Below are 26,109 nucleotides of genomic sequence, written 5' to 3'. Positions count from 1 at the left end.
GGGATGATCGCGCAGACCACGCAGATCCTGTCAGACCTCATCGCCTTTCCGACGGTCTCCTCTGACAGTAACTTAGAGATGGTCGCGTATCTCGCGACACGGCTGGAAGACAGCGGAGCAAAGGTCGATGTGCTACTTGATGAGCGTGGGCAAAAGGCCAACCTTTTCGCCACACTGGGGCCGGAGGAAGACGGTGGCATTGTCCTGTCCGGACATACAGATGTCGTGCCAGTCACTGATCAAAACTGGTCAAGTGATCCGTTCAATATGGTCGAACGCGATGGTCTTTTGTTTGGTCGCGGCACATGTGACATGAAGGGGTTTATTGCGGCCACATTGGCGATGGCGCCGACATTCGCGCAAAGCGTGCCCAACCGTCCGATGCATTTTGCGTTTACCTATGACGAAGAAACAGGGTGTATCGGAGCGAAAGACCTTGCACAGACGCTGATCGACCGCGCGATCAAACCATCCATGGCGATTATCGGTGAACCGACAAACATGCGGATCGTTGAAGGTCACAAGGGCTGCTGTGAATACACGACCCGCTTTCAAGGTCTTGAAGGACACGGGTCCGCGCCGGATCTTGGCGTGAATGCGGTCGAATATGCCGCTCGCTACGTCGGTCATCTGCTGAAACTGCGCGAAAATCTGAAATCCCGCTATCCCCAAAACAGCCGCTTCGACCCGCCTTGGACGACGCTGAATATCGGGGCGGTGAACGGCGGGACCGTCCACAACGTCATCGCGTCCAAAGCGCAGGTGGATTGGGAAATGCGCCCAGTACAGGCCAGCGATGCGAACTTCGTGAGAGACGCGGTCCAAACCTATTGCGACGATGTGCTGTTGCCTGCCATGCGGTCCGTCTACCCGGATGCGACAATCGAGACAGAAGTCGTCGGTGAAATCGCAGGTCTGATGCCGACAGATGAAAACGAAGCCTTGCAGGTTCTTGCTGCATTGACCGGAGTGAATAGGGCAGAAGTTGTATCATTTGGAACAGAGGCTGGGATATTCCAATCACTTGGTATGGATGTTGTTGTCTGCGGACCTGGATCAATCGAGCAGGCGCACAAAGCGGATGAGTTTGTGTCTATCGAACAGCTGACGCAATGTCTGGTAATGCTTGAAAGGCTAGGGAGTCATTCAAACAATCTGAGCGAGACATGAGCGGCATTTTTGAAAGTGTCGACTTCGTTTCTTTTTTCTATTGAAGCGGACTGGGGCTCTCGACCGGAGGTTGTCTTGTACCCGAACGTCTTTGATCCAGAGTTCACCATACTTCAGCTTTGACATTCTAGGGCATTGGAACCGTATCTTGCCAATGTGTTCCTTCGTAATCTCGAGAATTGGTATCGCGGCATCATTGAAAGAATGAGATCAGCGCAAGTGCGGGACATTGTAGAAAGGCGCTGCTCTGGGGTTAGGACCCTTGCGCCGTTCACACCGATTCCAAGTCATAGCCAAATGTGGGCTATCGTCGCGGGAAAAGTTATAAATAGAGTGATCAGCACGGCCACCAAGAGCAAGATTGGAGCGTAAATCAGTAGCTTTCTTCAACCTTAAGCTGCTGAAAATCCGACATGTTTCCAAATAGGAAACAATATTATCGGCTGAAAGGCTGGAAATCATCCACGCTTTGAAGCAACATTTTCAAATAGTGATTTGTGAGTATGCCGGTTTTAGGCTCATTATCTTGGGGGATAAAACGTGCTTGCTGATATTTTCATATATTTTCATCTATTGTTTGTCGCAGTCGGGTTGGGCCTTGCTGTACGACTAGATATTCTTTTTTTCCGGGGCCGACATGCTGCGCCCAGTCGCGTTCTTCTTGCCGATACGATGCTCTCACATCAAATGATCAGCACCGCTGTTGTTGGTCTTTGGGGGACAGGCATTTGTCTGATTTACATTCGTACCGGTTTTGTCGCGGCCGAATTCTCACCAAAGCTTTGGATGAAGCTGATCATCGTCACAGCGCTGACAATGAACGCGATGGTGATCGGGGCTTATGTCATGCCGGTGATGAACAGGTTCAGTGACCGCCCGGTGCTTGCAATTCCTGTGAAATATAGACTTCCGATGGCGGTGAGTGCAGCGACATCAGTCTTTTGTTGGTTCACAGCGCTGGCACTGGGGTCCATGGCAATGCTCAAAGTTCAACCTTGGAATACACTGGCACCTGTCATTGCGATCGAATACGCGGTCGGATTGCTGATCGCCATTTCCGTTGCCCTCTGGGCGCGCGTTCCGGATGACTGCGTGCCTGCGCCACGCGAAGCCAACGTTGGGATGCGCGAAGCGGAAGCCGCGATGCGCAAAGCCTGACGGCGCACAATAAATTATTGTACGCCGTAATGGATGCTTATTCGCAACCGCCTTGCGCCCAATTGCGAAGGTTCATTTTGAACGTACCGCCGTAGGGGTGTTTCTTGACAAGGTTCTCTGCACCGGCATCTGTCAGGTAGGAATTAGCCTGCGTGCAAAGATTGGCTTGTTCCCAAGTATGACAGTTCGAGCAATTCTGGTCTTTCCAGTATGACTCTGGAAGCCCTTCAACGGGTGGATAGAGGGGGGTGCCGTCGATCAGCTTTTCAAGTGTCATCCCGACGATATCGGCGGACCCTTCGGTCAATGGCGTGCTGAATGTGACAGGCACACTGTCTGCGACGGCAACCTCCACGACTGTGGCTTGCTCGGGCGCATTCGCGGCAAGTTCGACCCAAAGCAGATCAATCATGTATGCTTTGGCTTCTTTGGTAAATTCACCATTGGGATACTGTTCTATGAATTCAAACACCTCTGCCGAGGTGCCAGTTGCTTTTGCCGCTTCCCATGCCAATGCTTCGGCGCTGTCTTGTGCGGCTACCGGGCTCATCGTCAAAAGGGCAAGTACTGTCGCGGCGGTTATCTGCTTAAACATCGACCGTTCCTTAATATATTACACTGCTCGCCCTTGGGGATAGCGGCACTCTAAGGCTTTTTGATGAAATTTCGTTGGAAACTTTCGATGAAATTGAATCGAAATTACCTCATTTCCGCCCCATTAAAGCACCAATTAACGGGTCTATTCGCTCCAAAGCCGTCCTTTCCCAGGCCATCGTTCGTCTAACGCGAACAATTAGATCAAGGGTATGGCGCACGAATTGAATGGCAGTTTTTTGTGCTGCATAGTTTGGAGAAAACCTATGTCTTATAACGATCTACATGTTTTCACATCAAAGTGGAAACACCTGTGTGTGGCGGGGCTTCTGTGCTTTGGTCCTCAGCAAGCGCTGTCCCAGGAAAACGTTTTTGCACCTGGATGGACGATGAACGCAGAAGCGTCGACCCTTCGGTTCCAATCTGTGAAGAACGAGACGAAAGTCGAATCCAGCACCTTTGGTTCTTATGCCGGAACAATCGACGAAAATGGCGTGGCCACTGTGCGTATCCTCATGGATTCCGTCGATACCAATGTCGACCTGCGCAATGTGCGCATGCGCTTTTTGTTGTTTGAAACATTCCAGTTTCCTGAAGCCGTCGTCACCATGCAGCTTGATCCAGAACAATTGGAAGATCTCCGCGACGTTCGCCGGAAGGTCATGATGGCGAACTACACAATCGAATTGCATGGCGTCAAATCCGAGCGTGAAGCTGAAATCGCTGTCATGCTTCTGGATGACAACACCGTGTCCGTTACTTCGAGCACGCCAATTTCTTTGCCGACCGCAGATTTCGAACTTGATGGCGGGATCGCCAAGCTTGAAGAAGCAGCGAAAGTGCAAATCATTCCGTCTGCGACAGTGACTTTCGATTTCATGTTTAATCGTGCAGGTTCTGCGTCCGAATACGTTACCGCATCGAATGAGATGGCACAGACCGCTGGTCTCGTGTCTGTTGCGCTCGAAGATTCCGGCGACTTCTCAATGGAAGCCTGTAAGGGCCGCTTCGAGATCATGTCACGGACAGACAACATCTATTTTGCCCGCGGGAGTGCACAGCTTGAAGACCGCAGTGGTTTGCTTCTGGACAGCATCGTGGACATTGTGAACCGTTGCCCAGAGCTTGCCATTCGTGTCGATGGTCATACCGACTCCGACGGGAGCGAAATCCTGAACCAGTCATTGTCAGAAGCGCGTGCGCGTTCTGTCCGTGCGTATCTGGTTGAAGCTGGTGCCGACGGCGGTCGCATCGAAGCTGTTGGTTTTGGCGAAACGCTTCCAATCGTTGCGAACAACTCCGAAGAGAATAAACAACGCAATCGCCGGATCGAGTTTTCTGTGATGGAACCAGAATCCGACGTATGAACACAGTCTGCGGCCCCCTTTGCGGGGCCGCACGTCTCGGCTGCATCAAGCCAGGACCCTGTATTTTTCTTCGTCTCAGGCATTCAAAGTCGGTGTGTCGCTCTCGATCGCTTAAACTCTGAAAATTGATAGGTTTCCCAAATGAGAATTGGACTTATTGTTGGTATCTTTGCCCTGACGGGATTGGTGTTCTTCTCAGCCGTCCAGTCATTCGCAAAATCGGATGGACCGGATGTGTTTGCACAAGTTACAGCGCTGACCGCCCAGTTCGAAGAAGATCGGATTGCATTCGAAGAGGAGTCAGCTGCGCTGAATGCACAACTTGAGGTTCTCCGGACAGAGCGCGACGAATTGGTCGATGCCAGTACGCTGGTTGAGGAGAAAATCGCGGTAGCGCAGGCGGCTTTTGCCGATAGCGAAACAAAACTTCAGGGTGTTGCCGCAGAGTTAGACGAAACGCTTGCGCTTGCAGAAACGCTCGAATCCGAAAACGCGGAACTGCAGGTGGCCCTCATCGCCGCAAAAGAGCAAAGCGAAGCGATGAAAGATGACGTGACGATCGCGCTTGAAGCAGAAATCGCTTCCCTTCAGGGTGCGATCGACGAAAAAGCAGCAGCACTCGTATCCGCAGATGCACGTATCTCCGAACTCTCACAAGAGATCACGCAAAAAGAGCAACTTCAAAGCGAACTGGATCAGCTTTCTACCGAACTTGCCACTTCCAAAGCCGAACTCGACACTCGTGATGCGAAAATCGCAGAATTGCAAACTTTGGCAAATCAACCTGCGGTGACGCCAGAATCTGTTTGTCAGCAGAAGTCTGACTCGCTTCTTGCTGATGGCAGTATCGATTTCGAACCGGGGACGACAACATTGGCCGCAAACGCGATGCCACTTCTCGAAAGCATCGCAGCGACCGCAATTTCCTGTTCGCACGTTGATGTGCGCCTTGAAATCGAAGGACACACGCACAGTGGCGGCGGACTGGCCAGCAACCTGTTGCTGAGCAATGGTCGGGCTATGGCTGTTTATGACGCCCTCTTAGAACTAGGCGTTCCATCCAATGCGATGCGTGCCGTCGGCTATGGTGACAGCGACCCGATTGCTGACAATGCGTCAGAAGACGGCCGTCAGCTTAATCAACGCATTGCCCTCGACTGGGAACAGAAATGAATCCCTGTAGATCCATCCAAAGACTGGACTAAGCATGTTTACACCTCTCATAGATTCACTCTTGCACCTGTCAGCAGCGTTTGTTCTTGGCATGGCGCTGGGGTTCGCCATCTGGAAGCTTGGCGCGAAGCAGCAGATCAATGCCGCCAAGAGCGAAATGGATTTCTGGCGCAAACGTCTTGATCAGGAACGGATTGCCCGCGACGACGATCAAAAGAAGATCGAAGCCTTGGAGCATGACCGCACGGTGCTCAAGAAGCATATCTCTGCGCAGGCCAGCTGACGCACCAACTTAATACTACCCACAACTTGGGCATGAGATGCGCGATCATTTGATCGCGCATCTTTTTACGGGGCAGATAAGAGTAAGACAGCGTGATATTCCTGCCAAAAGAGCCATCCAATATGTGTACGTTCATTCTTGACTAAAAAAGCTTGCAAACAGGCGTCGGGATAAGGCGATGTCGGTAGTGCAGACCAGTTCTCTGCCCCAGAGAAATGAGGGTTGCAGCAAACTCAGACAACGGTCTTTTGCTATTTGCTTTCACCGCGCCGCCCGAGACGGGCAATAACATTGACAAAAATTTGTGCTGTGTCTGTCCAGTTCGGCAGGTTTGCTGCGTGTTGATGCGACAACCAGCGCATACGTTCCAGTTCTACCGGGTTTGTAAGCAAGCGCCGCAACGCAGCTTCGAAAGCCGCGGGATCATCGACCGGAACAAGATAGGCCGCATCACCGACTGTATCGGGCACTGCCCCGACGGCGCAGGTGACGACTGGCAGACCGTATTGCATCGCCTCGCTCAACACCATTCCATAGCCTTCATATCGGGTTGCCAGCGCGAAGATGGACGCAGCATTGAAACGGTCATTCAACTCAATTTCTGACAGTTCCCCTCCAAGTCTCACCCTGTCCGACAGGCCGGATTGCTCAATCTGGTATCCTAGGGCACGTGCTGTCGCGAAGTCATGGGCCTTGCCGACGATTACCGCCTGCCACGAAATATCCTGCATGCCGGCCAAGGCAGCAATCAACACATCATGCCCTTTCCGTTCAGCGAGAAGGCCAACTGACAGGATAAGAGGCGGGTCGACTCTGGCAGCAGCCACAGTCGGACGAGTGAAGCCAGGCAAGGCCACCGTGATCTTCGCTGGATCTGCACCGAAGTCACGGGCAAGCACGAGAGCTGTATGCGGGCTAGGCACGATAATGTGAGCGGCGTGGGCAAGCGCGGCAGCCTCGTTCGCGCGCAGGTAAGCCGCGCGTTCTTGGCTCAAGCCAGTCTCCAGCCCCAGCGGGTGGTGGATCATCGCAATGACAGGCGCAGACACCGTCGCAAGGCCCTCTGGATCAATCGCACCGAAGACCAATCCGTCAAGAATGATCGGCTGATCGACCGGAACCGCTCGCAGGAAGTCAATGGTGGTCGAAATATCCGCCTTGGTTGGTTCGGGGAAGCTGTCGGGGAGTTCCAGATGCCGTGTAGTGCAGCCGATTTCGTTCAGGATACGGAGCACAGTGGCTTCGTAAATGAAGCCGCCGGTACGCCGATCCTTGTCACCCGGAATCGCGAAAACTGCATCAGTCATGTCAGCTGCTCGCTTGCATAGATGCCAAGAACTGCCCGTTCGATCCATGTAATCAACCCATATCCGGTAACGGCGGCAAGCGACAGGACGACGACACAAGACCACAGCATGTTGTAATTTGACGTGCTGGCCGTCAGCGCCATCAGCACCCCGATGCCTTTGCCTGTCGCCAGCCACTCAGTCGTCGTGACAGCAAGCAATGCGGCAGGGACGGCCATGCGCGCGCTGGCGAAGAACGCTGGCAACATGGACGGGATCTGCGCGCTGACAAGTAATCGGAAACGACCTGCGCGATAGCTTTGGAAGACGTCCGTTATCTGTCCCGGCGTTTGGCGCAATCCTTGCAGGCATGCGATCAACGTCGGGAAAAAGATCATCACGGCTACGATAGTAATCGTACCAACTGCGCCCCGCCCCAAGGCGAGCACCAGCAACGGTGCCGTCGTGATTATCGGAATTGCACGTAATGCGACTGCGACTGGCAAAACGCTCGAGCTCAATCGCGGAAATAGAACCACGATTGCCGCGAGTGCTGCACCAAGAAAAAGTCCGGCGAGGTAGCCCGGAAAAGTAACTGTCAAAGTTTCGGCCATTGCGCCGAGCAAGATTGCGCGTTGTTCTGGCTGTGCTGTCAAGAATGTCCAAATATCCCCCGGTCGCTTTGCGAAAAAACGGTTGAGATCGAAAGCATCCATGCTGAATTGCCAAACTAAAAGTACCGCGATGGTCAGCCCGGCGAAACCGCCCAGACGAGATAAGAGCGGGCGCTTCTTTCCGGTGGGCGGCGACAGCAAAATCACTGGCGCGTAGCCGATACAACGTTTCGCCACCCAGCTAACTACTCCGTAAGCTAGCATAGCGATCAGCGCTGCAACTGTTGCCAAGCTCCAGGTCGCATTGACTTCGAGCGCCCGCATTGCCCTTAAGGTCAGCACGCCCAAGCCGCGTTCAGCACCAGTGAATTCGCCGATCATCGCGCCGAGAAACGCTGCGGGTGCAGCGATTTGCAGACCAACGAAAAGATAAGGCAGGCTGGCCTGCGCACGTACAATGACCAATGTAATCCACGCTCCGCGTCCGTAGATCGCGACAAGGTCTCGCCAGCTCTGTGGAATTGCACGTAGCCCAACTAAAACCGCCAAGTAAGTTGTGTATGAAACAGCGAGCGCCGCAAGCGTGATCTGCGGACCTATGCCGGGGCCGAAGAGCACGCGCAGGATAGGGCCGGTCGCGACCAAGGGAAGACAGAAGACAAGGAGTGACAATGCCGACACTGCCCGCTCGCTTCGAGGGACCAATATTGCAATAGCTGCCAGAATTATTGCGACTATGTTACCCCAAAGAAATCCCCACGCAGCCGATTGGCTGGTTGCAAGGGTGGCGCGTGCCATGAGGCCAGCATTGTCGAAAAGGTAGGTGGCGATACCGCGAGGTCCTGTGATCAACACGCTGTCTGGATGCAATTGCGCAAGCAATTCCCAGCAGACGAGTGCTGCAAGGCTCCAGATCGTTGTCCGCATCAGATCGCGTCCTGCAACGCGGCCAACGTTTGGTTTGCGATGCTTTGAAAGGCCGTGTCCTGTTCTCTGCGTTTGCCTTCCAGCGTGACAGCGATATCCGCGATAATCGCACCTGGGCGTGGCGACATCACCAGAATGCGATCAGCCAGCATCACCGCTTCGATTACTGCATGTGTCACCAGAATGGCTGTTGTCCCGGTTTCGCGCCAGAGCGGGGGAAGTTCCACGTTCAACCTGCTGCGCGTGATCGCATCGACTGCGCCAAAAGGTTCATCAAGGAGCAATACTTCGGGTGTGGATATGAGCGCACGCGCAATGGCAGCCCGCTGTCGCATTCCGCCGGAAAGCGCGGCGGGCTTCGTATCAGCAAATCCTTCAAGGCCAACGAGCCGGATGAGCGCGTCGACATCGCCCACGGGTTTGCGCGCCAGTTTCGCGCCGAGCGTGATGTTGGTGCGCACTGTGCGCCAAGGTAGCAAAGACGGATCCTGGAACGCCATCGCAAGGCCGCCGCGTTTCGCGAGCGCGCTGGGTGTTTCGCTTCCGATCAGGATCTCGCCTTCAGAGGGTACTTCCAGTCCGGCAATCATGCGTAGAACCGTTGATTTTCCGCAACCCGACGGGCCGACAATCGCAGTGGTCTTTCCTGCTGCAAAGCTAAGCGACAAAGGCGCAACTGCATCGAGGTCGCCAAACTTCTTGGCGACCCCTCTGCATGTGATGTCTGCGCCGGACACGTGCCTAGCCGTGGACTTCTTCCAGCAATGACCGGTCCCAGAGGTCTGCGGATACGTTTCGGTCCAAGAGCGCGAGCGTTTTTATATTTTGGGCGACGGTTTCGTCGGTGAACCATCCGAAGCCATTCGTGTCCGTCAGTTCAGAGAACATGAGCGGCACCTGACGTTCCGCCTGAAGTACCTGTGTCGGCAGATCAAGGCCTGCATCGGGGAACATTTCGACCGTCAGCGCAGCTGCTGCAGCCGGATCTGCCTGATAGTCGTTCCAGCCCATCACTTCACCTTTCAGCATCGCCACCAGATCAGCACGGCGATTTGCGAGGCTGTCCTCGGTGGCGATGTAGGTTTGCGAATGCACTGCATAGCCGTGATCAGCCATCAGCATCGTCGTATTGTCGACCCCTTGTATCGTCATTGCTACCGGCAGATCGGTTTCCCAGCACAAAAGGCAATCGACTTGGCCGCTGACCAGCGGTGCTGGATCATACTGTGTTGGCACGATCTCGATACTGTTGATGTCAATGCCATTCAAAGTGCATAGCGCCTGTAGAACTGGCGTATTCGCGACAGCCATCCCGATTTTCTTGCCGATCAGATCGGCGGGCGTATTTACCGGATTGCCAGCCAGCGATGCGATTGCAAAAGGGTTCTTCTGCATGGCGACCGCGATGATCTTGAACGGTGCACCTTCAGCGACGGCCGCTGCGGTGTAGTCGGCCGCTGAAATCCCGATCAATGCCTGACCTGTGACGACCGGCGGTTCCACTGGAGCGTTCGGGCCGCCTTGTGCAAGCGAAACATCGAGGCCAAGATCCGACCAATAGCCCTTTCGAGCAGCGATATAGCTGCCTCCGAATTGCACCGAATGTAGCCACGACAGCTGAAGATTTGCGGTCGTATGACTTGCTGCAAAGGCAGGTAGTCCGAAAGCACCAACCCCGAGGGCGGCACCCGTCTGCAAGAACGTCCGGCGGGTTGGTTTGGTAAGATTTATCATCATGTATCCATTTGGTTTCGAGTTTCAGCAGAAGGCGAAGCGGTTGCGCGCATCGCGAAATAGAGGCCGGGCATGGCTGCGATCATCAACATTGCTCCATAGGCGATTCCCATTGCGATTCCGGCACTAGCGCTTGCGCCGATGAGCGGGAACAAGGCCGCCGCCGCACCTTCGCGCCAGCCCCAGCCACCCACGGAGAAGGGGATCAACATGGCTGAGAGGATCAGTGGGATCAGAGTGAACCATCCGGCAGGCGGGATCACCGTTCCTGTCGCGCGAGCACTTGCATAGAGGCTGAAGATGAGCAGGACAGTGATGATCAGAGCAAGCAGCATCAGGCGCAGGTCTTTGAACTGGTCAAGAACCAGATAAAGGAAGCGCCCTGTCGCGCCATTTTGGCGCGACAAGACAAAAGCAGTAGCAACAACGACGCACCCAACGGCGATGCCAGTCCAAGCAATCGCTGGCCAAGGGATACCCCCAGGAAGGATCAGCGCTACGGCTATGCCGACTCCAAGGGCTGCGATCATAACGGACTGTCCGATGATCCGGTCTGCTGCGACGGATTGCGCTGCGCGGGTCAGATCGCCTTCGTGGCGCACCCGGACCGCGCGGGCGATGTCACCAGCCACGCCACCGGGCAGCACCAGATTGACCATTTGTGCGATGTAGTATTCGGCCACAGCGCGGGAGAAGCTGATCTCGATTTCCAATGCGGAGGCGATGATCTGCCAGCGTTTTGCCATGAGGAAGGTTAGGGCGGTCAAAGATAGGACAGCCAGCAAAAGCCAACCGACCGAGGCTTTTTGCAAATGCGCCAGAACTGCTGCGCCATCCGCCCACCAGATCAGCAAGCCAAGGATGCCAAGCGAGACCAGAATATTGAAAAACCGCTTCATTCCCGCACCTCGGCCAAGGCGACAGGGGTTGTAAATGCGGCGATGAAGTCGTTCCGAAACGTATCCATTCGCCGCACAGCTAAACCAGGGTCGGGGATCAATCCATCCGTCCATCCCCATCGGTCGATCATGCTGATAACGTCTGGCGGCCCGATCATATGCACCGGCACATCACGATTGTCGCTACCTGCGACAAAACCAGCCGCCTGATGATCGCCAACGACGATAACAAGCGGTGCGGAATCGCCGAGGCGTGCAATATGTTCGAAGGTGACTTGAAGGGAGTAATCGACTGCCTTTCGATAGGCTTCGCGGACGGCATCGCGATCTTTCCATAGCTCACGGGGCGTGGGCCCACGCGCAGCCATTTCGTTGAAGATCGTGCCATCACCGACGTCATCCCAAGAAATAACATCCGGAATTGGCACCCATGGTGCATGGGATGTGATCAATGCGATCTGGATGAAATCAGCGCGCGGATCATCCCCAATCAGATCGCTGTATGTCGCCAGAGTAAACTGGTCGGGCATCGTGACCCAATTGAAACTGTCACCCTTGTAGGGAATGTCTGCAGCCGGAAGAACCTGCTCGAAGCCCATCATGCTGCTTTCCGGCCAGCTAACGGTAATGGCGGGCATGATTGCAGCGGTGCGGAAACCGGCCTCTTGCGCGATGTGGAAAAGGCTCTTGTGGCCACTTGCCAGCATCGCGTTGTAGCGCCCGTTATCGGAAGTCCAAAGCCCACTGGACAACGTGCCGTGTGCTAGCCAGCTTTGCCCGCCTGCCGTTGGCGACTCCAACCATCCACTTTTTGTGGCAAAACCAGCACCTGCAATTGCGTCAGATGCGTCTGATAGCGTGCCGACATGTGTGGGCGCATAGAGCGTATTGTCAAAGCTCGCGCGGCCATAGCTTTCGATGTAGATCAGGATCACGTCTTGTCCCCGCAAGCGATCCAGTAGGTTGTCTGCGCTTGCATAGATGTCCTTTTGCGCATCGAGATTGAATTGCACCAGATCCGCTGCAGTGGCCTTCATTTCAAGTGCACGCTTGTACGCAAGACGCGAAGTCCACGCTGTGCCCGGCGGACTTTTTTCAAACTTCCAATACCCCAAGTGGTGCCCGGCATCGGCGACTGCCCAGCCCCCGCATGCGATAACACCCACAACTGCAAACGACCGTAAAGACTTTGTCAGTTGGACACCTGCCCAAACGTGCAGGCTTTTCAAGATGATAACGTATAGAAACGTCAGGAACAGGATTGTGCCGGCAACTGACAAATAGGCCAAGGGTTTGCCGATACTATCGCCCAATAGTCCGATCCCTGATTCAATCAGAAAGGCATCTAGAATGGGATTAAACGTCCGATTGTAGGCCGTGAACATGCCGTAATCGGCAAGTTTGAGAAATGTCGCAGTGACCAGCACTGCTGCCAAAAATAGGGGCACGCCCCAGCGTCGTCCAATCGCGATCATCGCTAAAAGGATCACTGGCAACTCGATCGGAAAACGGTTGAGTGCGGACCATTTCATCGTGCCGGGGTGGTTGGGCAGGACCAAAATCGCAAAGAGCACCCCCGCCGCGGCGGCGAGAACGATGAGCTTTCTCATGCGCCGCGTCGCGCCAGAAACAGCGCATCAAGGGCAAAGGAATAAAGGAGTGCGGCTGCAGCGGTAACAGCAACCGGTGTCAACAGAGCGGCAGGAGTCAGTGGAAAGATGAGGATAATCAACGCCGCAATCTGGATCACGCATATGGTTTTGCGGCGCATGCTTTGCGGTAAGTCACCTTGCAGAACTGGCCACACAATTCCCGCGATCACAAAGACGTAGCGACTGAATCCAAGGACAAGGATCGCATATCCCACTGTCCCGCTGGCCAAAAGAACCAGCGCCAACACCGCACCAAGCAACGCATCAATTTCCATGTCGAACCGCGCACCAAAGGCCGATTCAAGACCGGCACGCCGCGCGAGCCATCCATCGAACCCATCCAATGCAAAGGCTACAACCGCGATGCTAAAGACAATCCAAGCGGAAACTGGCACGAAGATTGCCCCAAAAAGCACTGCAATCAACGCCGCACGGAACAGGGTCACGCCATTGCAGGCTCCCAGTTCTTCATGCGGATAGCTTTGAAGCACCCCGCGCAGGCTAAGTCCGGTAATCACAGCAAAAATGAACATTGAGGGCAGGGGCATGTCAAACAGCATTTGTGTGACAACCCCAACGCCCAACAGCAAGACAAACGAAAGCAGTGCGAAATACAGGGCAGGCTTGCCCATGCCCCATGGTCGTCCTTCGTGCTGCGGATCGCTGTGTATCATGTCGTGCTCTTCGCGCTATTCCTGAACTTTGATCTAGACCACCTTTCGGTTTTGACTACTGTACCAATTGGCTTTCATCAGCGTTTTGCCGCCAAAATTCATCCAACGATGACCCGTCCGGCAAGCGGGCGATGATCCGATGCCAGGTTCGTTTCTGGCGTGTCGATCACACTAACGTCTTTCACCGTTCCTGGAGCGTTGGTCAAAATGCGGTCCAGAGGAAGAAGCGGCCGCCCTGTCGGAAATGTTGCAAGTGATGGGCCGCACAACTTCGTACCCACGCATTTACGTGAAAGCGCTATCCCGCCCCAGGGTCGCCATTCATTCAGATCACCCAGTAGAATTGTCTGCATGTCAGGGCGGCGGCGTAGGTACTGCCCGATGATACGCATCTGTATGATCCGGAGGGGTTGCGACAATGATAAATGCGTGGACATGATCCTGCACATCTTGCCATCTACCTTTGTTTCAACGGAAACTGCGCCGCGATGGCAATGACCAGGCAAGTCGATCAGGTCTGCGTGGACCTGCTCAAAACGTGGATGAAGGAACAGGATCGTGCCCAGAAAACCGTCGCTTTGTGGCCCCCAGCGCAGTGACAGTGTGTTATGGACATAATCCAATCCCGTCAGTTCTGCGACACGGGCAACATCCAAGATACTGGCATGCGGACGGCATTCGCCATCCGCCTCTTGCAGTGCGAGGATGTCGTCAGCGTGCGGAACAAGCGCTGTTCCGATCGCTTCGACGACCCGACCGGGATTGACGTTTCCGTCCCGTCCTTTTGCACGGTGGATGTTCCACGTCGCACAGCTCAGCTCCAACACAACCGACCCTCTCACGTTTCAGTGAACCGACCCAACAGTGAGTGCTTGGCACACAGTCACCTGATACCTATAGCGAAATTACTTTCATCCAACAGATAACGGAGTTTTCCAATGCGTTTTGTCGCGACAACTGCCTTCATCACAGCCATTGGTTCTGGCGCCTTTGCAGAAATGGCGACCTATGAACTGGACCCTGCACACACGACCGTGTTCTTCACCGTGGATCATATCGGCTATGCCAAGACGCTGGGCCTTTTTACGACTGTGTCGGGCAATTTCATGTATGACGCTGCGACGCAGGAACTGGGTGCTGTGAGTGTGAACATCGACGCCGCCAGCGTGGAAAGCTTCAATGATGCGCGCGATGAACATTTGCGTAAGGCCGATTTTCTTGATGTCAGCGCACATCCGGCAATCACTTTCACCGCAACGGGGGGGAATGCCACAAGCGCAACCACAGGAACCGTGACAGGTGATCTGACGATCCTTAGCAATTCCTTGCCAGTTACGCTTGAAGTGACGTTAAACAAATCCGCACCATACCCTTTTGGCCATAAGCGGGACGTCCTCGGCCTGTCCATGAACACGACAATCAACAGAAGCGAATTCGGAATGACCTATGGAGTGGACAACGGTCTTGTGGGTGATGTCGTCGATATCCAGATCGAAACCGAAGCCATGAAGGTGGAATGAGTCGGCCAGCAATCATGGATTCAATCGCGCAAACTATAGCATGAATTGACTGTCGATCGGCCGCGTAGCGGCACCGATGGCGCGTGCCTTTCGGCCGATACTGCCGGCTTCGATCCGCGGCCTGATAAGGCCGCGTGTATCTTGTGTGTTGACGTAGCGCCGCACCCGATCAACCAATTCATCCCGGATGAACCGTGGAAAGGCACCATCAATCAGTATCGCCTCAAAGTCGATAACCGAACAAACAGAGAGCGCGGCCTTCGACAGTTCTTGCGCAGTTTGACCGATCCACGGATCGACGTACCTTGAAAATGTGGTCCAGCTGTCCGGATCGGCCCAAAGGAGTCGTGGGTTTAAGTCGACCTCATTCAGCCGCATTTCCAGTTGGCGAATGGATGCCATGTCGACAAGCTGCATGCTTTCGCCATTCGGGCCGATACTGCGCAGTGAACCCAATGCACCGGCATTGCCCTGACGCCCCTCGTAGACCGCATTGTCCAGTACGACCCCGCCACCGATATAGGCACCAATGAAGAAATAGGCGTAATCGCGGAATTCTTTGCCTCGGCCGTACGTGTGTTCTGCCTGACATGCCGCAGTGGCATCGTTAAGTAAGGACACGGACAGGCTGGTTCGCATATAGAGTTCGTGGCGCAGATCCACGGAACGCCATTCGCTGAATTCGGTCCGCGCATCATCCTGCCGGTCTGGCCAGTTCCAGATTTCGAAGGCTGCCGCGACGCCCAAGCCGCAGATCCGCTCTGCTTCATGAGTGGAGAGTTCGTTCGTGATCGAATTGATAGAAATATCGACAAACGCGAGGATTTCGTCCGGAAGCGGGCGCAGATAGGTCATGTGGCGTTCGTCGCGCACGTTCCCGCTGAAATCGATAAGCACAAGTTCAGTGGACCGTCGCCCGATCTTTAGCCCGAACGAGAATGTTCCTTCGGGGGAGAGCATCATAGGAGTAGAGGGTTTGCCCACCTTTCCACGCACAGGGTCACCGCGCATGACAAGGCCGTCAGCTTCGAGACGGCGCAGGATGCTTGAGACTGTCGGCGGCGACAGACCTGCCCATTTTGCCAGATCACTTGCGGGGACGCCGCCGTTGCGCTGAATCAGCGAAAGGAGCAGCCGCTCATTGTGATCACGAACTCCCCGTTGGCTTAGCCCCGTGCTTATCGATCTGACTATCCCGTCATCCATGCGCACTTTCTATAGGTCTCCTCCGCGCCCATTCATAGGCGTTTTCGATTAATAAAGAAAGTTAATTAATTAATTGACAGCCGCGCTCGAATCGTGCCTTTTTGCGCCACGTGGCGGAAATCGCCGTCTTAAGCGGAGTGGACGCTCTGCAAAAAAATTCGTCTGGGAGGACAATATGAAAAAGCTAATGATTGGCACTGCCGTTGCCGCAATTACATCTGCAGGTGCCGCTATGGCCGATGGTCATGGGACGTCCGCGTGCCTTATCACGAAGACAGATACGAACCCGTTCTTCGTCAAAATGCGCGAAGGCGCCGAGGCCGCCGCGGCAGAGCTGGGCATTACGCTCGCATCCTATGCCGGTCAGGTGGATGGCGATCACGAGGCACAGGTTGCCGCAATTGAGGCCTGTATCGCAAATGGCGCGTCGGGCATCCTGATTACGGCTTCGGACACAGCTGCAATTGCTGAACCTGTTCGCGATGCGCGGGACGCGGGAATCCTTGTGATCGCGCTTGATACGCCGCTTGATCCAATCGACGCAGCAGATGCCACCTTCGCCACTGACAACTTTCTTGCCGGTGAACTGATCGGCAAATGGGCAGCGGGCGCACTTGGTGACGACGCTGCAAACGCAAAGATTGCCATGCTCGATCTGGCCATCAGTCAGCCGACTGTTGGCGTACTGCGCGATCAGGGCTTTTTGCAAGGTTTCGGTATCGATCTTGGTGATCCGTCCATGTGGGGCGACGAAGACGATGCACGCATCATCTGCAACGAAGTGACTGCCGGTAATGAAGAGGGTGGTCGGACCGCAATGGAAACTTGCCTTGCTGCAGACCCAGAAATCAATGTCGTCTACACGATCAACGAACCGGCAGCTGCCGGCGCGTATGAGGCGCTGGTTGCAGCAGGCCGCCAGGACGAGGTGCTGATCGTATCAGTCGACGGCGGTTGTCCCGGTGTAGCTGATGTCGCTGATGGCGTAATCGGCGCGACATCCCAGCAGTATCCTCTGCTCATGGCATCGCTTGGTATCGAAGCGATTGCGGCATTTGCCAAGGACGGAACGTTGCCGGAGAATACTCCGGGTAAGGACTTCTTTGACACAGGCGTTGCACTTGTTACTGACGCCCCTGTCGACGGTGTGGACAGCATCTCTGTCGAAGAAGGCACCGATCTCTGCTGGGGCTGATAAAGATAGGCCAAACGGCTAAAACTGAGATGTGGAGGGCGGATTCCGATCCGCCCTTCCAGCAAATGCGCTTGAACGCGCTTGATTGGGGGGATCGATGTCAGAGAAGTCAGACAATTACGAAAAAGGATTGGAAGGGGCGTCCCAGACGGTTGTTGCCTTTGACGTCGGCGACAAATCTTTCCTTATGCGCAGTCAAAGTGCGTTGCACAAAACACCTTCACTGGTTCCGCTCGTTGTGCTGGTTTGCGCGATCCTGATCTTTACCGGTTGGCTGGGTCCGCGTTTCCTGCCGCAAATGACGCTGGTGTTTCAGCAAATTCAGGTGGTGGGCATCCTAGCATTGGCGCAAACGCTCGTGATCCTCACGGCAGGTATTGATTTGTCAGTCGGCGCAATTGCGGTCTTCTGCTCTGTCATCATGGGGCAGTTCACGTTCCGCTACGGATTGCCGCCGGCCATTGCAGTCGGGTGCGGCCTCGCAGCTGGCGCAGCGATTGGCGCGTTGTCTGGTTGGCTTGTGACGCGGATCAAGATCCCGCCATTTATCGCGACACTTGGCGTGTGGCAAATCGTATTGGCGGCCAACTACATCTACTCAAAGAATGAAACAATTCGCGCGCGCACAATCCGCGAGGAAGCGCCAATCTTGCAGTGGCTCGGCCTGAAGCCAAATGAACAGTTCGTCAATTGGATCGAGCGCCTACAAGGTGTTACCTACGAGCGCATTCGCCCCAACGATACTGATCAGTTCCTGCTAGACCTTATCTGGCAGACAAAGATTACCTACGGCGTGCTGGCGCTAATCGGATTGACTTTCCTGCTGGCTTACATGCTGCGCTCTACAGCCTGGGGTCGCCATGTCTATGCTGTGGGTGATGACCCCGAAGCCGCCGAACTGGCAGGTGTGAACGTCAAGCGGACACTGATGTCGGTGTACATGCTCGCTGGACTTATTTCAGCAATTGCTGGCTGGTCTCTGATCGGGCGCTTTGCATCCGTATCGCCCAGTGCTTCGACCGGACTCGAGGGAAATATCGAATCTATCACGGCCGTGGTGATCGGAGGAATTTCGCTCTTTGGTGGGCGGGGTTCGATCTGGGGGGCCTTCTTTGGCGCGTTGATCGTCGGTGTCTTCATGCTTGGTCTTGGGATGGCACGTGTCAATCCGCAATGGACTTTCATGCTGATCGGCACGCTCATCATTCTTGCAGTCGGCATCGACCAATGGATTAGAAAGGTAGCAGCATGATGGAGCCCATTCTCAGAGGCCGCAACCTCACCAAGCGCTATGGCAAGGTTGTCGCGCTCGATAACTGCGACTTCGAACTCTATCCTGGTGAGATTCTCGCCGTGATCGGTGACAATGGTGCCGGAAAATCAACGTTGATCAAAGCGCTGTCCGGTGCGGTCGAGCCAGATCATGGGGAGGTCGAGCTTGAAGGCAAGCGAGTACAGTTCGCCTCGCCCAACGACGCACGTCATGCCGGCATTGAAACTGTCTACCAGACGCTTGCCGTAAGTCCTGCGTTGTCCATTGCGGACAATATGTTCATGGGTCGCGAACTGCGCAAATCGGGGTGGCGGGGTAAGTACCTTCGGCAGCTTGACAAGCAGGCGATGGAACGGGCCGCGCGTGAAAAACTGAACGATCTTGGTTTGATGACAATCCAGAACATCAATCAGGCGGTCGAAACACTGTCGGGTGGTCAACGCCAAGGCGTTGCGGTTGCGCGGGCTGCGGCTTTTGGATCGAAGGTTATCATCCTTGATGAACCGACGGCTGCGTTGGGGGTCAAAGAATCGCGGAAAGTGCTGGAATTGATCCTTGATGTTCGTTCTCGTGGTATCCCGATTATCCTGATCAGCCACAACATGCCGCACGTCTTCGAAGTTGCGGATCGCATTCATGTGCATCGGCTTGGGCGCAGGCTTTGCGTCATTGATCCCAAAGACTACACAATGTCCGACGCGGTTGCATTCATGACGGGGGCAAAAGAGCCACAAAAAACAGCTGTTCCTGCATAGACAGCTGGCCAAGCCGGCCGGGAAGCGCGACAGGATGTCGGACAACACCTATTCCGCCGTCAGCGACGTCACTCCAGTGTTCCGCTAGCTTCAGACATTGGTTGCAGCGGAACCAAGGTCGGCTTCGGCGTTGGTGACATGCGCAAGGATCGTCTTTTCATGACGCAGGAAGATTTATCCGTGATGGATTACGTCCAGCCCACGGGTATGCTGGTCGAACAGCTTTAGGCCATGTCCTATTTCAAGATACTTGATCGGTTCTGTCACAGTTCTTTGCAAGGTGTATAGCTCGACGGACGCACCGTTGACGGCTCATCTTTTTGCGTCGCTTGCAAAATTCCGCACATGTATGAGGGCAAGAGACATAGTGCGAAGGTGTAAGCGCAGCGTGGATGAATGCTGCGAAAATGCAATGATTGTCGCTCAGGGATTGCTGCGATTTGGCGCTTGCTTGGTGCGGGCGGGGCTGCGCATATTGGGATGGCTTGGAGCGAAGTTCACTAGCAGAATCCGAGTCGAATTTCAGCGTGTGTTCGTGCCGACCAGACGCCCTAACTAAACGTACAGCTAGTTGTGCACACACTGGAGAATTCCATGAAATTCCGCTTTCCCATCGTGATCATCGACGAGGATTTCCGCTCGGATAACTCTTCCGGAGTTGGGATCAGGGCAGTTGCCGATGCGATCGAGAGAGAAGGCTTCGAAGTGCTGGGCATGACCAGCTTTGGTGACTTGTCGCAGTTCGCGCAGCAGCAATCGCGTGCCAGCGCTTTTGTTCTGTCTATCGATGATGATGAATTCACGCCGGGGCCGGACCTTGATCCTGCCGTTCTAAACCTGCGGAATTTCATCGAAGAGGTCAGGTGGAAGAACGAGGATGTGCCGATCTACATCTACGGCGAAACCAAAACCAGCCGACATCTGCCCAACGATATTCTGCGGGAATTGCATGGCTTCATCCACATGTTCGAAGACACGCCAGAGTTCGTCGCGCGTCACATCATACATGATGCGAAGGCTTATCTCGAAGGGATCCAGCCGCCGTTCTTCAAGGCGCTTCTAGATTATGCAGAGGACGGTTCGTACTCCTGGCATTGTCCTGGGCATTCCGGTGGAGTTGCCTTCCTGAAAAGCCCGATTGGCCAGATGTATCACCAGTTCTACGGTGAAAACATGCTGCGTGCCGATGTCTGCAATTCGGTTGAAGAGCTGGGCCAATTGCTGGACCACAACGGAGCTATCGGCGCATCCGAACGCAATGCTGCCCGCATTTTTAACGCGGATCACTGCTTTTTTGTGACCAATGGCACCAGCACGTCCAACAAGATGGTTTGGCACCACACGGTCGCACCAGGCGATGTGGTCGTTGTAGATCGCAACTGCCACAAGTCGATTCTGCACAGCATCATCATGACAGGCGCGATCCCAGTCTTCCTGAAGCCGACACGAAATCACTATGGGATCATCGGGCCGATCCATAAGTCCGAATTCGAGATTGAGTCGATCAGAGCAAAAATTCGCGCGAACCCGCTACTGGCCCATGTTGATGCAGATGCAGTCAAGCCGCGGATCATTACGCTGACCCAATCCACCTATGACGGGGTGCTATATAACACAGAAACCATCAAGGATATGTTGGACGGGTATGTCGACAATCTGCACTTTGACGAAGCATGGCTGCCACACGCCGCCTTTCACCCTTTTTATGGCAACTTTCACTCCATGGGCCGCAAGCGCGAGCGTCCGACCCATTCTGTGACCTATGCCACCCAGTCCATCCACAAACTCTTGGCAGGGATCAGTCAGGCCAGCCACGTACTTGTACAGGATAGCAAGGACACCAAACTGGACCGACATCTGTTCAACGAAGCCTACCTGATGCACACCTCCACCAGCCCGCAATACAGCATCATCGCAAGTTGTGATGTAGCAGCGGCGATGATGGAACCTCCGGGCGGGCGAGCCCTGGTTGAGGAGAGCTTGCTGGAGTCATTCGATTTCCGCCGTGCAATGCGCAAGGTCGATGACGAGTATGGTGCCGAAGACTGGTGGTTTCAGGTCTGGGGCCCGGACGAACTTGATGAAGACGGGGTCGAGAGCCCGGAAAACTGGGTGCTGAAGCGGACAGACGCGGAAGGAGTTCAACGGTCTGACGGAGAAGACTCTTGGCACGGCTTTGGCGACATGGCGCGCGGCTTCAATATGTTGGACCCGATCAAAGCCACGATCATCACGCCGGGACTGAACCTTGACGGGCGTTTCGAGGATAGCGGCATTCCGGCGTCCATCGTGACCAAGTATCTGGCCGAACATGGGGTCGTGGTGGAAAAAACAGGGCTCTACAGTTTCTTCGTCATGTTCACCATCGGGATCACAAAAGGTCGCTGGAATTCGCTTCTGACCGAATTGCAGCAGTTCAAGGATGATTACGACAAAAATCAACCGATGTGGCGCTCGATGCCGGAATTCTGCGCCAAGCAGCCGCGCTATGAGCAAATGGGTTTGCGCGACCTATGTCAGCACGTTCATGAGATGTACGCCAAATATGATGTGGCGATCCTGTCGACTGATATGTATCTCAGCGATCTGACGCCTGCGATGAAGCCGACGGATGCATTTTCCAGCATCGCTGCGCGGACAACGCAAAGAGTGCCAATTGACGATCTGGAAGGGCGGATCACCACCAGTCTTGTAACGCCGTATCCACCTGGCATTCCGCTTTTGATCCCAGGAGAGGTCTTCAACAAGAAGATCGTGGAATACTTGAAATTCAACCGCACCTTCGCGCAGGAATGTCCTGGCTTCGAGACCGACATACACGGCCTTGTTCAAGAAGTAGATGAGAGCGGGCAGATGCAGTACTTCGCTGACTGCGTCGCAAAGGAATAGCACAGCGGCATTTGTGCCGAGAGGCGCGCTTCCGCTATTCGAAAGTGGCGTCTTAGTCATAGGTCTGTTGCCGACCGAAATGATTGAACGTTTCTCATTTCTTTTCAAAGGGTTCATCTTTGGGCGCGCAATTGCATTTCTCTCGAGCGGGATTCCTTTCCAGAAGTAAAGTTGCGAAAAATTGTTGACCGCTTATGATTCTTCGCCTTAGAAATTTCATGTCGCGCGTAAAGTTTCGGAAAATAAATATTTACAACATGCAACTTATGCGCCCGCGACACGAAATACGGGGTTGAAGATATGGGTCGTCGGCACATCAAGAACATGGAGGAATTTGCGGAGGTCAGCCGCATCTCGCGGCCGACGGTATCGAAGTATTTTCATGACCCCGAAAGCGTGCGTGCCACAACCCGTGAACGGATCGAGGCGGCGCTCAAGAAATACGATTACCGCCCGAACATCTTTGCCATCAATCAGAACCGGAAGTTGACCAAGACGATTGGGGTTGTTGTGCCCTATCTGGCTGACCCTTTCTTCGGTGAAATTGCCCGAAACATTGAACGTCGCTGCATTGATGCAGGGTTCTGGCCATCCCTGTATTCCTCGCATGGGTCGCCTGAATTTGAGGTGGAAGTGCTTGACAGTTTGCGTTCGCAGAAACCGGCGGGTGTTCTGTTGGCCCCCTTGGGTCGTATCTCGAACAAGGCAGCGATTGAAAAGTTCTGCAACGACGTGCCGACAGTCCTTTTTGACAGTAATCTCGAGGGTTTGGGCGCTGCATTCGTAGGGTCGGACAACTACAGTTTTGTTTCGCAAAGCGTCGAATATTTGACGCGAACCGGTACTGAACCGGTCTTTTTTGAAATGCGACATCCGCCAAACCCGAATGCCAACAAGCGTCGCAAAGCCTACTTGGAAATGATGGACAAGTTGAAACTGGAGCCACAGATTGTGCAAGTCGAAGGCGACGGTTGGGCGTTCGAAGAGATCGGATATGACGGCGCAATGCGCTTGCTGACAAGCGGTGAAATGAAGTCCAACACGATCCTGTGCAGTAACGATCGTCTTGCAATCGGTTTTCTTGCGGCGGCATTTGAGCAGGGGGTGCGCGTGGGGCGCGGATCGGAATGCGACATGCGGGTTGCATCTCATGACGATCATCCGTTTTCCCGATTCACAGGACCTTCATTGACAACTGTTGCACACGACTATCTTGCAGTGGCAAACCGCAGCGTCGAGACGCTTTTCAAGTTGATCCAAGAGGATAGCGAATCGTTGCCTCGTACAGAGGTGGTCTTTCCCGCTCGTTTGGTACTCAGGGCATCAGCCTGAAAACATGCAATAATTTAACGCGCGTAAAATTTTCGTTGACGCGCGTTAATCGATAGCGGATGCTTCCGTTACGACATCCAAGGAATCAAGGGAGGAAACCGGATGAAACTGAAGAGTGCACTTTTTGCAGCTTCTGCAATGGTCTCGGTCGCGGCAACTGCTGCTTTTGCCGACAGCCATTCGCCAACTCTGACAATCGCAACTGTGAACAATGGCGACATGATCCGTATGCAGGGTTATACAGACCAGTTCACAGAAGAGACAGGCATTGCCGTCGAGTGGGTCACGCTTGAAGAAAACGTTCTTCGTCAGCGTGTCACAACGGACATCACCACCAATGGTGGTCAGTTCGACATCATGACAATCGGCATGTACGAAACGCCAATCTGGGGCGCAAATGGCTGGTTGGTCCCACTGGACGACCTGTCCGAAGAATATGACGTTGACGATATCCTGCCAGCAATGGCCGGCGGTCTGAGCCATGACGGAACGCTCTACGCGGCTCCATTCTACGGCGAAAGCTCGATGATCATGTATCGCACCGATCTCATGGAAGCAGCCGGGTTGGAAATGCCTGACGCGCCAACTTGGGAATTCATCGCCGAAGCTGCGGCTGCGATGACGGATCGTGACAACGACATCAACGGCATCTGCCTGCGTGGCAAGGCCGGTTGGGGCGAAGGTGGTGCATTCATCACTGCTATGTCCAACTCCTTTGGCGCACGCTGGTTCGACGAAGACTGGAATGCCCAGTTCGACACAGAAGCATGGGCGAACACGCTTAACTTCTACAAGAACATGATGGATGCATCCGGTCCGGCTGGCTATGCAACGAACGGTTTCAACGAAAACCTGTCGCTGTTCCAGCAGGGCAAGTGCGGCATGTGGATTGACGCAACTGTTGCTGCATCTTTCGTCACAAACCCGAATGACAGCGAAGTTGCTGACAAGGTTGGTTTCGCACTGGCACCAGACACTGGTCTCGGCAAGCGTTCGAACTGGCTCTGGGCGTGGGCGCTCGGCATCCCTGCCGGCACACAGCAGGAAGCTGAAGCCAAGCAGTTTATCGAGTGGGCCACATCAAAGGACTACATCGAGCTGGTTGCTGCAAACGAAGGCTGGGCCAATGTTCCTCCAGGTGCGCGTACATCCCTGTACGAAAACCCAGAGTACCAGGCTGTTCCTTTTGCACAGATGACTCTGGACTCCATCTTGTCGGCTGACCCGAACAACCCAACAGTTGATCCGGTCCCATACGTCGGCGTTCAGTTTGCGGCGATCCCGGAATTTGCGGGTATTGCATCTGAAGTCAGCCAGGAATTCTCGGCTGTCTATGCAGGTCAGCAAACTGTAGAAGAAGCACTGGAAAAAGCTCAGGCGATCACAAACGACGCCATGGAAGCTGCCGGCTACCGTTAAGCCGATCCATTCTGCGGGGCAGCGTGACTGCCCCGCAGACCCTACCCTAGTATACTCCAGAATCGTTTGACGTCTGCGACGGATGATTTCCGTCAACAGAGGAGCTTTCCGTTATGGCCACACAGCATTCGCGATCCGCTGCCAGACTGATGTTGGCACCCGCAGTCATCCTGCTTTTAGGCTGGATGCTTGTTCCCCTGACGATGACCTTGTGGTTTTCGTTCAGACAGTATCTGCCCCTGCGTGGTGGCGATCAGGGATTTGTCGGGTTCGACAACTACGTCCGCTTCTTTACGTCCAGCGCATTCTGGCCAAGCATTCTGACCACACTGATCATTGTGGGTGGCGTTCTTGTCATTACCGTCGTTCTGGGCATCGTGCTCGCATTGCTGCTGGATCAGCCGATGTGGGGCCAGGGCGTCGTGCGAATTCTTGTAATTGCACCATTCTTTGTCATGCCGACGGTATCCGCCCTTGTGTGGAAAAACATCTTTATGGACCCGGTGAACGGTCTTTTCGCGCATCTTTGGCGGCTCTTTGGAGCAACGCCCGTGGAATGGCTCAGTCAGGCGTCCTTGCAGTCTATCGTGCTGATCGTCAGCTGGCAGTGGCTGCCATTTGCAACGCTCATCCTATTGACAGCGGTCCAGTCACTCGACAGCGAGCAACTTGAAGCTGCCGAAATGGATGGTGCCCCGTTCCTGAAACGGTTCTGGTTCATCATTTTGCCGCACCTGTCGCGGGCGATCACTATCGTAATCCTGATCCAAACCATCTTCCTGCTATCGATCTTTGCGGAAATCTTCGTAACGACGGGCGGTGCCTTTGGAACACGGACGTTGACTTACCTCATCTTCCAGCGGGTTCTGGAAAGCCAGAATGTCGGCCTTGGGTCCGCAGGTGGTGTCTATGCAATCATTCTCGCCAATATCGTTGCCATCTTCCTGATGCGCATCGTTGGCAAGAACCTCGACGCGTAAGGAGAGACG

General features: G+C 54.4%; 23 protein-coding genes. 13 read left to right on the top strand and 10 right to left on the bottom strand.

The window, feature by feature from the left end:
• Positions 1-3 precede the first annotated feature (3 nt).
• Complete coding sequence (gene argE, locus BMY44_RS11400; protein ID WP_089994136.1) at positions 4-1,170, top strand: acetylornithine deacetylase; 1,167 nt, start codon at positions 4-6, stop codon at positions 1,168-1,170.
• Between the two features lie 687 nt (positions 1,171-1,857).
• Positions 1,858-2,328 (top strand): hypothetical protein, encoded by a 471-nt coding sequence (locus BMY44_RS11395; protein WP_131801603.1) that lies wholly within the window; start codon positions 1,858-1,860, stop codon positions 2,326-2,328.
• A gap of 37 nt (positions 2,329-2,365) precedes the next feature.
• Here BMY44_RS11395 and BMY44_RS11390 read toward each other — a convergent pair whose 3' ends face one another.
• Positions 2,366-2,923, bottom strand: a complete 558-nt coding sequence (locus BMY44_RS11390) for a hypothetical protein (RefSeq protein ID WP_089994131.1) — start codon at positions 2,921-2,923, stop codon at positions 2,366-2,368.
• A gap of 388 nt (positions 2,924-3,311) precedes the next feature.
• Here BMY44_RS11390 and BMY44_RS11385 point away from each other — a divergent pair, with 388 nt between their 5' ends.
• The 3 genes from BMY44_RS11385 (at position 3,312) to BMY44_RS11375 (ending at position 5,745) form a co-directional block, all read left to right on the top strand.
• Complete coding sequence (locus BMY44_RS11385; protein WP_165611825.1) at positions 3,312-4,289, top strand: OmpA family protein; 978 nt, start codon at positions 3,312-3,314, stop codon at positions 4,287-4,289.
• Between the two features lie 141 nt (positions 4,290-4,430).
• The gene (locus tag BMY44_RS11380; RefSeq protein WP_089994126.1) at positions 4,431-5,462 is read left to right on the top strand and encodes an OmpA family protein; all 1,032 of its coding nucleotides are present in this window, start codon (positions 4,431-4,433) and stop codon (positions 5,460-5,462) included.
• A gap of 34 nt (positions 5,463-5,496) precedes the next feature.
• Positions 5,497-5,745: a hypothetical protein gene (locus BMY44_RS11375; RefSeq protein ID WP_131801602.1), complete on the top strand. Its 249-nt coding sequence runs from the start codon at positions 5,497-5,499 to the stop codon at positions 5,743-5,745.
• A gap of 251 nt (positions 5,746-5,996) precedes the next feature.
• Here the strand turns inward: BMY44_RS11375 and BMY44_RS11370 are convergent, their stop codons facing one another.
• From BMY44_RS11370 to BMY44_RS11335, 8 genes are all read right to left on the bottom strand, one after another.
• The gene (locus tag BMY44_RS11370; RefSeq protein ID WP_089994120.1) at positions 5,997-7,052 is read right to left on the bottom strand and encodes a glycosyltransferase family 4 protein; all 1,056 of its coding nucleotides are present in this window, start codon (positions 7,050-7,052) and stop codon (positions 5,997-5,999) included.
• Entirely contained in the window at positions 7,049-8,572 is a 1,524-nt protein-coding gene (locus BMY44_RS11365; protein WP_089994118.1) for an ABC transporter permease, read from the bottom strand. The genes BMY44_RS11370 and BMY44_RS11365 overlap by 4 nt, the downstream gene beginning before the upstream one ends.
• Positions 8,572-9,309, bottom strand: coding sequence for an ABC transporter ATP-binding protein (locus tag BMY44_RS11360; RefSeq protein ID WP_089994115.1), 738 nt, complete (start codon positions 9,307-9,309; stop codon positions 8,572-8,574). Before BMY44_RS11360 ends, BMY44_RS11365 begins: the two co-directional genes overlap by 1 nt.
• A 4-nt stretch (positions 9,310-9,313) precedes the next feature.
• Entirely contained in the window at positions 9,314-10,306 is a 993-nt protein-coding gene (locus tag BMY44_RS11355) for an ABC transporter substrate-binding protein (protein WP_089994877.1), read from the bottom strand.
• Entirely contained in the window at positions 10,306-11,205 is a 900-nt protein-coding gene (locus BMY44_RS11350) for a lysylphosphatidylglycerol synthase transmembrane domain-containing protein (RefSeq protein WP_089994113.1), read from the bottom strand. Before BMY44_RS11350 ends, BMY44_RS11355 begins: the two co-directional genes overlap by 1 nt.
• Entirely contained in the window at positions 11,202-12,815 is a 1,614-nt protein-coding gene (locus BMY44_RS11345) for an alkaline phosphatase family protein (RefSeq protein WP_089994110.1), read from the bottom strand. The genes BMY44_RS11350 and BMY44_RS11345 overlap by 4 nt, the downstream gene beginning before the upstream one ends.
• Positions 12,812-13,531 (bottom strand): CDP-alcohol phosphatidyltransferase family protein, encoded by a 720-nt coding sequence (locus tag BMY44_RS11340; RefSeq protein WP_242650532.1) that lies wholly within the window; start codon positions 13,529-13,531, stop codon positions 12,812-12,814. Before BMY44_RS11340 ends, BMY44_RS11345 begins: the two co-directional genes overlap by 4 nt.
• Positions 13,532-13,629: 98 nt before the next feature.
• Positions 13,630-14,358, bottom strand: coding sequence for an endonuclease/exonuclease/phosphatase family protein (locus BMY44_RS11335; RefSeq protein ID WP_089994108.1), 729 nt, complete (start codon positions 14,356-14,358; stop codon positions 13,630-13,632).
• Between the two features lie 111 nt (positions 14,359-14,469).
• Between BMY44_RS11335 and BMY44_RS11330 the strand changes: the two genes are divergently transcribed.
• Positions 14,470-15,051, top strand: coding sequence for a YceI family protein (locus tag BMY44_RS11330; RefSeq protein ID WP_089994104.1), 582 nt, complete (start codon positions 14,470-14,472; stop codon positions 15,049-15,051).
• Between the two features lie 33 nt (positions 15,052-15,084).
• Here the strand turns inward: BMY44_RS11330 and BMY44_RS11325 are convergent, their stop codons facing one another.
• A complete protein-coding gene (locus BMY44_RS11325; RefSeq protein ID WP_089994101.1) occupies positions 15,085-16,257 on the bottom strand; it encodes an ROK family transcriptional regulator in 1,173 nt (390 codons plus the stop codon).
• Positions 16,258-16,432: 175 nt separating this feature from the next.
• Between BMY44_RS11325 and BMY44_RS11320 the strand changes: the two genes are divergently transcribed.
• From BMY44_RS11320 to BMY44_RS11290, 7 genes are all read left to right on the top strand, one after another.
• On the top strand, positions 16,433-17,452 hold the full coding sequence (locus tag BMY44_RS11320) for a sugar ABC transporter substrate-binding protein (RefSeq protein WP_089994099.1): 1,020 nt from the start codon (positions 16,433-16,435) through the stop codon (positions 17,450-17,452).
• Between the two features lie 97 nt (positions 17,453-17,549).
• Positions 17,550-18,704 (top strand): ABC transporter permease, encoded by a 1,155-nt coding sequence (locus BMY44_RS11315; RefSeq protein WP_089994096.1) that lies wholly within the window; start codon positions 17,550-17,552, stop codon positions 18,702-18,704.
• The gene (locus tag BMY44_RS11310) at positions 18,704-19,480 is read left to right on the top strand and encodes an ATP-binding cassette domain-containing protein (protein WP_089994871.1); all 777 of its coding nucleotides are present in this window, start codon (positions 18,704-18,706) and stop codon (positions 19,478-19,480) included. Before BMY44_RS11315 ends, BMY44_RS11310 begins: the two co-directional genes overlap by 1 nt.
• Positions 19,481-20,074: 594 nt before the next feature.
• On the top strand, positions 20,075-22,369 hold the full coding sequence (locus BMY44_RS11305; protein WP_089994094.1) for an arginine/lysine/ornithine decarboxylase: 2,295 nt from the start codon (positions 20,075-20,077) through the stop codon (positions 22,367-22,369).
• A 300-nt stretch (positions 22,370-22,669) separates the two neighbouring features.
• Positions 22,670-23,701, top strand: a complete 1,032-nt coding sequence (locus BMY44_RS11300) for a LacI family DNA-binding transcriptional regulator (protein WP_089994091.1) — start codon at positions 22,670-22,672, stop codon at positions 23,699-23,701.
• Between the two features lie 102 nt (positions 23,702-23,803).
• The gene (locus tag BMY44_RS11295) at positions 23,804-25,120 is read left to right on the top strand and encodes an ABC transporter substrate-binding protein (RefSeq protein WP_089994089.1); all 1,317 of its coding nucleotides are present in this window, start codon (positions 23,804-23,806) and stop codon (positions 25,118-25,120) included.
• Between the two features lie 113 nt (positions 25,121-25,233).
• On the top strand, positions 25,234-26,100 hold the full coding sequence (locus tag BMY44_RS11290) for a carbohydrate ABC transporter permease (RefSeq protein WP_089994086.1): 867 nt from the start codon (positions 25,234-25,236) through the stop codon (positions 26,098-26,100).
• Positions 26,101-26,109 lie beyond the last annotated feature (9 nt).

Source organism: Cognatiyoonia koreensis, from assembly GCF_900109295.1.
In the GTDB taxonomy this organism is placed as follows: domain Bacteria; phylum Pseudomonadota; class Alphaproteobacteria; order Rhodobacterales; family Rhodobacteraceae; genus Cognatiyoonia; species Cognatiyoonia koreensis.
The sequence above is the reverse complement of the archived record's forward strand: the minus strand, read 5'-3'. Positions and strand labels throughout refer to the sequence as shown.